We start from the raw sequence: 6,939 nt of genomic DNA, 5'->3' as shown, positions 1-6,939 counted from the left end.
GCCAGCGCGGTGGTCTGATTATCGATGACGCTTATCATGGTATGACTTCAATCACGAACGATATTTCACCGCTGGTTGAAACCTTACCTGAGCATATCAAAGGGCTCACGCCGCCGGACGGGTATCGCCACGGCGACAACAGCGAAGCGTTGCTTGCCCAGGCGCAGCAGGCGATCGATACATTGAAACAACAGGGCGATGGCCTGTCCAGCTGGATGATCGACAGCGCACTCTGCTCTTCCGGCGTACCAGAAGTGAGTAACCGGTACTTCCAGAACATGGCTGATCTGGTGCGCCAGAATGGTGGCCTGATCATCGCCGACGAAGTGCAGTCCGGTTTTGGTCGCCTAGGGAAAATGTGGGGCTGTGAAGCCCGCGGTTTTGACCACGAGGCGGATATTGTCACTTTAGGGAAACCCGTTGCTAACGGCCACCCGCTCGGGGTCGTGATCACCCGCCGCGAATACCTGAACCGATTCATTAACCGAACGGAACTGTTCAGTACCTTTGGCGGCAACCCGGTGTCTTGTGCTGGTGGCTTGGCGGTACTCGATGAAATTCAGCAGCAGGATCTGATAGCGCACGGGCAAAGGGTCGGAGATTACTTCCGCGATCAGCTCAGCCGACTAGCGGCTAAAGTCAGTCGTGAAACCAGTCACCCCAATATTCTGATTGGTGATGTGCGTGGCCGCGGTCTGTTGATTGGCCTGGAATTCGTCACCGATTTAGACACCAAAGCACCGGCGACGGAAGCCGTGCAGCGTTTGGTGGAAATGTTAAAAGAACGTTACATCCTGGTCGGTCGTGAAGGTAAAGGCAAAAACATCTTTAAGATGCGCCCTAACTTCATGCTGCAGAACTGCCATGTCGACCAGTTTGTTGCGGCTCTGGCAGACGCACTCAAACAGTTAAACGGTTAAACCCGGATACCCCCCATTAGGTAATAGTGCTTTGGCGTGTAGATGGTAACTTAGTATTAACAATTAAGACCATCAACATGCCAAAGCGTGAAAACACTTTTAAAGGATTACGCCATGAAATGGATTCAAGCATTGAACGACCCTCAACTGTTGCCAATGGCGATTGCAACAAATGATCAGCAACAGCAACTGGTCGTCACAAATCCTGCTGATGACAGCGTACTGTGTGCACTAAAAGAAGAGAGTGACCAGGAAATCGAGCAACGCATCGAAGCGGCGCACAAAGCTCAGCCAGCCTGGGCGGCAAAATCGGCCAAAGAGCGTTCGGTCATTATTCGTAAATGGTTCGACTTATTGATAGCCGCGACTGATGACCTGGCTAAGATCATGACCCTGGAGCAGGGTAAACCGCTGGCTGAAGCCAAAGGCGAAGTGGCGTACGGTGCTTCATTTGTCGAGTGGTTTGGAGAAGAAGCAAAACGCGCTTACGGTGACACTATCCCAGCGCCTGTCGCGAATCGTCAACTGCAAACCATCAAACAGCCAGTCGGTGTTGCAGCTGCAATCACGCCTTGGAACTTCCCAATTGCGATGATCACACGTAAAGCAGCGCCTGCGTTAGCGGCCGGCTGTGCCTTTATCAGCAAACCAGCGGCCAATACTCCATTGAGTGCCCTGGCTGTAGCAGAGCTTGCTTACCGCGCCGGTGTGCCACGTGAACTGTTCCCTACTATTGTCAGCAGTCGTGCGGCGGCGGTTGGTCAGATCTTCTGCCATAACCCGCTGATTCGCAAACTGTCATTTACCGGTTCTACCCGTGTCGGAAAAATCCTGATGCAGCAGAGTGCCAGCCAGGTGCAACGCGTATCGATGGAATTGGGTGGTAACGCTCCGTTTGTGGTATTTGCCGATGCCGACATCGATTTAGCCGTAGCAGGTGCAATTGCGAGTAAATTCCGCAATGCAGGTCAAACCTGTGTTTGTGCTAACCGTTTCTATGTTGCCAGCGAAGTGTATGACGAATTTAGCGCCAAATTTAGCGCTGCCGTTGAAGCACTTCGTGTTGGCAACGGACTCGATGAAGGTGTGCAAATCGGGCCTATGATCGACCAGGCTGCCGTTGAAAAAGTGGCATCTTTAGTCGACGAGGCCTGTTCAAACGGAGCCACTATTGCAGTGGGCGGCCGTCGCCTGGAGCAGGGGGCAAACTTCTATGCCCCGACCGTACTGACGAACGTCAGCCACGATAACCCGATCATGCGAGAAGAAATATTCGGCCCGGTCGCGCCTTTGTGTCGCTTCGACAATATCGAACAAGTGATCGAATGGTGTAACGACACTGAATACGGCCTTGCCAGCTACTTCTACAGCCAGAATATCAATCAAATCTGGAAAGTCGCCACTCAGCTTGAGTACGGCATGGTTGGGATCAACGAAGGCATTATCTCGACTGAGGTTGCGCCATTCGGTGGCATAAAACAATCGGGTGTGGGCCGCGAAGGCAGCCACCAGGGTATGGAAGAATACCAAGAAGTTAAGTATCTCTGTTTTGGCGGCCTGAACGCCTAATTAACTGTTTGCAAGGAGCACACATGGAAGATAAACAGCTTAATCAGCCGTTAAGTGGGAACGTGATGCCGCGGTTTGGCGGGCCGGTTACCTTTATGCGTCTGCCTAATGCAGAGCTCAGCGACGCAGTCGATGTCGGTATTATTGGTGTGCCAATGGATATTGGCGCATCGAACCGCCCAGGTGCCCGTTTTGGTCCTCGAGAAATCCGTGATGAGTCACGCATGCTGCGCCCGTTTAACGTCTCTACAGGGGCTGATCCGTTTAACAGCCTCAATGTGGCAGATATCGGCGACGTGCCAATCAACACTTTTAACCTGCTCAAAAGTATCGACATCATTGAGCAATATTACGACCAGGTGGTTGCCAACAACATCACGCCACTGAGTATCGGCGGTGACCACACGATCGTATTGCCTATCTTACGCGCCTTGAGCAAGAAATACGGCAAAATCGGTGTGGTCCATGTAGACGCTCATGCCGATATCAATGATGAAATGTTTGGCGAAAAAATTGCCCACGGCACGCCATTCCGTCGTGCGATGGAAGAAGGTTTAATCGACGGTAACCGAGTGGTTCAGATCGGTTTGCGCGGTACCGGTTATTCCATCGATGAATATGACTGGTCTCGGGATCAGGGATTCCGCGTCGTTCAGGCGGAAGAGTGTTGGTACAAATCGCTGGCGCCACTGATGGCGGAAGTACGTCAACAGCTCGGTGATGGCCCGGTCTACATCAGTTTTGACATCGATGGACTGGATCCGGCTTTTGCACCGGGTACCGGTACGGCTGAAGTGGGCGGACTGACGGTGCATCAGGGACTGGAAATTGTCCGTGGCTGTAAAGGACTTAACGTGATCGGCGGTGATCTGGTCGAGGTGGCGCCACCGTATGACACCACCAAAAATACCTCAGTGGTCGCCGCTAACCTACTGTATGAAATGCTCTGTGTGTTGCCCGGCGTCAAGTACGTAGAACGCTAAAATCCCACAGATAGATAATGCCGCAATGTACGGTATCAAGGAGAAAATAAGAATGAGCAACAATCAAACGCTACAAGCCAGAAAAGATCAGGCTGTTGCCAAAGGTATGGGTAACCTAAGTTCAATTTGGGTAGACAAAGCCAGAAATGGTGAAGTGTGGGATGTAGAAGGTAATCGCTACATCGATTTGGGCTCAGGTATTGCCGTGAACAACACCGGCCATAGCCACCCGCGCATCGTTGAAGCGGTCAAAGCACAGCTGGAACGTTTCTCACACACTTGTGCCATGGTGACACCTTATGAATCATTTGTTTCTCTGGCTGAACGCTTAAACGAGCTAGCTCCAGGCAATACACCGAAGAAATCCATCTTCCTGTCAACCGGTGCTGAAGCGGTTGAAAACGCAATTAAAATCGCTCGCGCCCGTACTGGTCGTAGTGGTGTGATCGCCTTTAAAGGTGGCTTCCATGGCCGTACCCATTACACCATGGGGTTGACCGGTAAAATTGCACCGTACAAAACTAAATTTGGCCCGTTCCCGGCTGAGATTTTCCACGCGCCTTACCCAAATGAGCTGCACGGTATCAGTGAACAAGCGTCACTGCAGGCGCTGCAGGATCTTTTCGCCTGTGATATTGAGCCAAGCCGCGTTGCAGCGATCATTTTTGAACCTGTTCAGGGTGAAGGTGGATTCTATCCAGCACCAGCATCTTGGGCTAAAGCGGTTCGCGAACTGTGTGACCAGCACGGTATCCTGCTGATTTGTGACGAAATCCAAACGGGTTTTGCCCGTACCGGTACTCTGTTCGCGACTGAACAGCTGGGTATTGAACCCGATCTGATGACTATGGCGAAAGGTATTGCCGGTGGTTTCCCGATCTCTGCTGTTGTGGGTAAAGCCGAGGTGATGGACGCGGCAGACGCAGGCGGTCTTGGCGGCACGTACGCAGGTTCTCCACTCGGTTGTACTGCTGGTCTTGAAGTACTGAAAATCATTGAAGAAGAACAGCTGTGCGAAAAAGCCCTGGCGATTGGTGAAATTGTTACCAGTAAATTCAATGCACTGAAAGATCGCGTACCAGAGCTGTTTGATGTTCGTGCCACCGGCGCGATGGCGGCAATCGAGCTGCAAAATGAAGATGGTACACCAAACCAGGAACTGACTAAGGCACTGGTTGCCAGCGGTAAAGAAGCCGGCGTAATCCTGCTCTCATGTGGAGTAAAAGGTAACGTGATTCGCTTCCTGCCAGCGCTGACAATCGAGCCAGAAGTTTTGGAAGAAGGACTTGATAAAGTTGCGGAATGTCTGCTGAAACTCACGAGCCGATAAGCATTTTCCCGGATTTTTCCGTTCATGTCTTTCAGACAACCAGTTGGGTATTCCAACTGGTTTTTTTTCGTCTGAAGTTTTATTCAGGATGAGTCTGACTGACCGCAAACAGGGCAGTGGGACATTTTAGACAGTTTCATTTCCCGCCAGGACATACTAAGGGCATCGAGCATCATCAGTTTGCCCTCGACAGGAGTACCGTAGCTGGCCAGCAGCTTGATCGCTTCCATTGCCTGAACGGCACCGATGATACCGACTACTGGTGCCATGACACCGGCTTCGACACAACTTAAGCTGGCATCACCAAACAGCGCACTGAGGCACTGATAACAAGCGGCGTCTTCATCCCGGTAGGTAAACACGCTAATCTGGCCTTCCATACGAATAGCGGCGCCGGAAACCAGCGGCACTTTGTGTTGATAGCAGAGCCGGTTGAGTTGGTTGCGTGTGGCGACGTTGTCCGAAGCGTCCAACACCAGATCGTGCCCGGCAATGAGGTGTGCCAGTGGATCGTCTGACAGGCGCTCTGGGACAGTTTTGACGCTAAGATACGGATTCAGAGCTTTTAAGGCGTCTGCCGCTGAATCCACTTTCAAACGGCCGACGTCCTGGTCATGATGGAGTACCTGCCGCTGGAGGTTAGACAGTTCAACCTTGTCGTCATCGACCAGAGTCATTTGTCCCACGCCGGCCGTCGCCAGATACTGGCTGGCGGCGCAGCCCAGCCCCCCGGCACCCAATATCAGCACCTTGCTCTGTTTCAGCGCTTCCTGGCCGTCAAAATCAAACTGCTTGAGAATGATTTGCCGGTTGTATCTCAGCATCTCCTGATCGGAAAGTATCTCCAATGTTGACTCCTGCTTGGTTCTGGTAATGCAATGGCAGTTAATACATGGTGTGGCTAAGCAGCTGGATATTAACGGTTTCCCCCGCTTCAACCCGGCCGCGTTCACGTTCCAACACCACAAAACAGTTTGCCAGGCTCATCGAACGGAAAGCGCCCGAGCTCTGGTTGCCGGTGGACTCCACTACAAACTGTCCATCTTCAATTCGGTATATGCCGCGCTGATAGTCGGTACGACCAGGCGCTTTTTTAAAGCCACTGCGTGTGATGGCAGGAATCGATTCCGGTGCACGCCAGGCAGTGTGTCCGGCCAGTTTCGCCAGCATCGGCTGGACCAGTACGTACATGGTCAGCACCGCTGACACCGGGTTGCCAGGTAAGCCGCAGAACCAAGCGGTGCTTAACTTGCCAAAGGCAAAAGGTTTACCGGGCTTGATAGCCAGTTTCCAGAAACCGATCTCACCGAGCTCAGCCAGAATATCTTTGGTGTAGTCCGCTTCGCCGACACTGACACCACCTGAGGTAATCACGACATCGGCCAGCGTTTGGGCTTGTTCAAAGGTTGCTTTCAGCTTGGCCGGATCGTCGGGAATGATGCCCAAATCAACGGCTTCACAGCCAAAGTTTTCTATCAGTGGTTTGATGCCGTAACGGTTGCTATCGTAAATTTCACCGTCCTGCAGCGCGACACCGAGTGGTTTCAGCTCATCGCCGGTGGAGAAAAACGCCACTTTAGGTTTGCGAAATACAGTCACCCGGCTGATACCTAGCGAGGCGATCATCGGCAGATCGCGGGGAGTCAGGCGTGAACCTTGGGCCAGTACCAGTTCGCCCTGATTGATGTCATCGCCAGTGGGGCGGATGTTGTTACCTGGTTTAACGTCTGTTTGCAGGAAGCGGATTCCTTGCTCGGTCACTTCTGTGTTTTCCTGCATGATCACCGCATCACAGCCAGCCGGGATCTTGGCGCCGGTCATAATTCGGATACAGGTATTTTCTGGCCATTCACCGTGAAAAGGTTGGCCGGCAAAAGATTTACCTGCCAGGGGCAGGGTAGAGGATTTTGCCAGGTCAGCAGTACGGATGGCGTAACCGTCCATCGCAGAGTTATCAAAAGGTGGTACCGAAATCGGCGAGCGAATATCCTCAGCTAAAACATAGCCTAACGCCTCAGCTGTCGGCAGCAGGTGACTGGTCTGAATCGGTTTGATTGGCGTCAGCATCTGTTCCAACGCGTCTTCAATAGGCATTAAGCCCGGAGCATCACAGCATCCCATGTTGTTTCCTTTGTGT

The 6,939-nt window shown here is 52.3% G+C and carries 6 protein-coding genes; 4 read left to right on the top strand and 2 right to left on the bottom strand.

Annotated elements, in window-relative coordinates; translation table 11 throughout:
* From ACQY6F_RS12725 to gabT, 4 genes are all read left to right on the top strand, one after another.
* A partial coding sequence (locus tag ACQY6F_RS12725) for an aminotransferase class III-fold pyridoxal phosphate-dependent enzyme (protein ID WP_428774860.1) occupies window positions 1-920 on the top strand: 920 nt, incomplete at its 5' end.
* A 123-nt stretch (window positions 921-1,043) separates the two neighbouring features.
* Window positions 1,044-2,489: an NAD-dependent succinate-semialdehyde dehydrogenase gene (locus ACQY6F_RS12720; protein WP_428774864.1), complete on the top strand. Its 1,446-nt coding sequence runs from the start codon at window positions 1,044-1,046 to the stop codon at window positions 2,487-2,489.
* Between the two features lie 23 nt (window positions 2,490-2,512).
* Window positions 2,513-3,472: an agmatinase gene (speB, locus tag ACQY6F_RS12715; protein WP_428774859.1), complete on the top strand. Its 960-nt coding sequence runs from the start codon at window positions 2,513-2,515 to the stop codon at window positions 3,470-3,472.
* Window positions 3,473-3,524: 52 nt separating this feature from the next.
* Complete coding sequence (gene gabT / locus ACQY6F_RS12710; RefSeq protein ID WP_428774857.1) at window positions 3,525-4,802, top strand: 4-aminobutyrate--2-oxoglutarate transaminase; 1,278 nt, start codon at window positions 3,525-3,527, stop codon at window positions 4,800-4,802.
* Window positions 4,803-4,885: 83 nt separating this feature from the next.
* Here gabT and moeB read toward each other — a convergent pair whose 3' ends face one another.
* On the bottom strand, window positions 4,886-5,650 hold the full coding sequence (gene moeB, locus ACQY6F_RS12705) for a molybdopterin-synthase adenylyltransferase MoeB (RefSeq protein WP_428774855.1): 765 nt from the start codon (window positions 5,648-5,650) through the stop codon (window positions 4,886-4,888).
* A 37-nt stretch (window positions 5,651-5,687) separates the two neighbouring features.
* Window positions 5,688-6,923: a molybdopterin molybdotransferase MoeA gene (moeA, locus tag ACQY6F_RS12700; RefSeq protein ID WP_428774854.1), complete on the bottom strand. Its 1,236-nt coding sequence runs from the start codon at window positions 6,921-6,923 to the stop codon at window positions 5,688-5,690.
* Between the last annotated feature and the right edge of the window lie 16 nt (window positions 6,924-6,939).

The sequence above is a fragment of the Vibrio sp. genome (genome assembly GCF_050299255.1).
Classification (GTDB): Bacteria; Pseudomonadota; Gammaproteobacteria; order Enterobacterales; family Vibrionaceae; genus Vibrio.
Note: the sequence above shows the minus strand (reverse complement) of the source record. Positions and strands in the feature narration are given on the sequence as shown.

Excerpts from the sequence above, each read along its gene's own strand:
- speB (WP_428774859.1), top strand. The coding sequence starts at position 2,513 with ATGGAAGATAAACAGCTTAATCAGCCGTTAAGTGGGAACGTGATGCCG.
- moeA (WP_428774854.1), bottom strand. The coding sequence starts at position 6,923 with ATGGGATGCTGTGATGCTCCGGGCTTAATGCCTATTGAAGACGCGTTG.
- gabT (WP_428774857.1), top strand. The coding sequence starts at position 3,525 with ATGAGCAACAATCAAACGCTACAAGCCAGAAAAGATCAGGCTGTTGCC.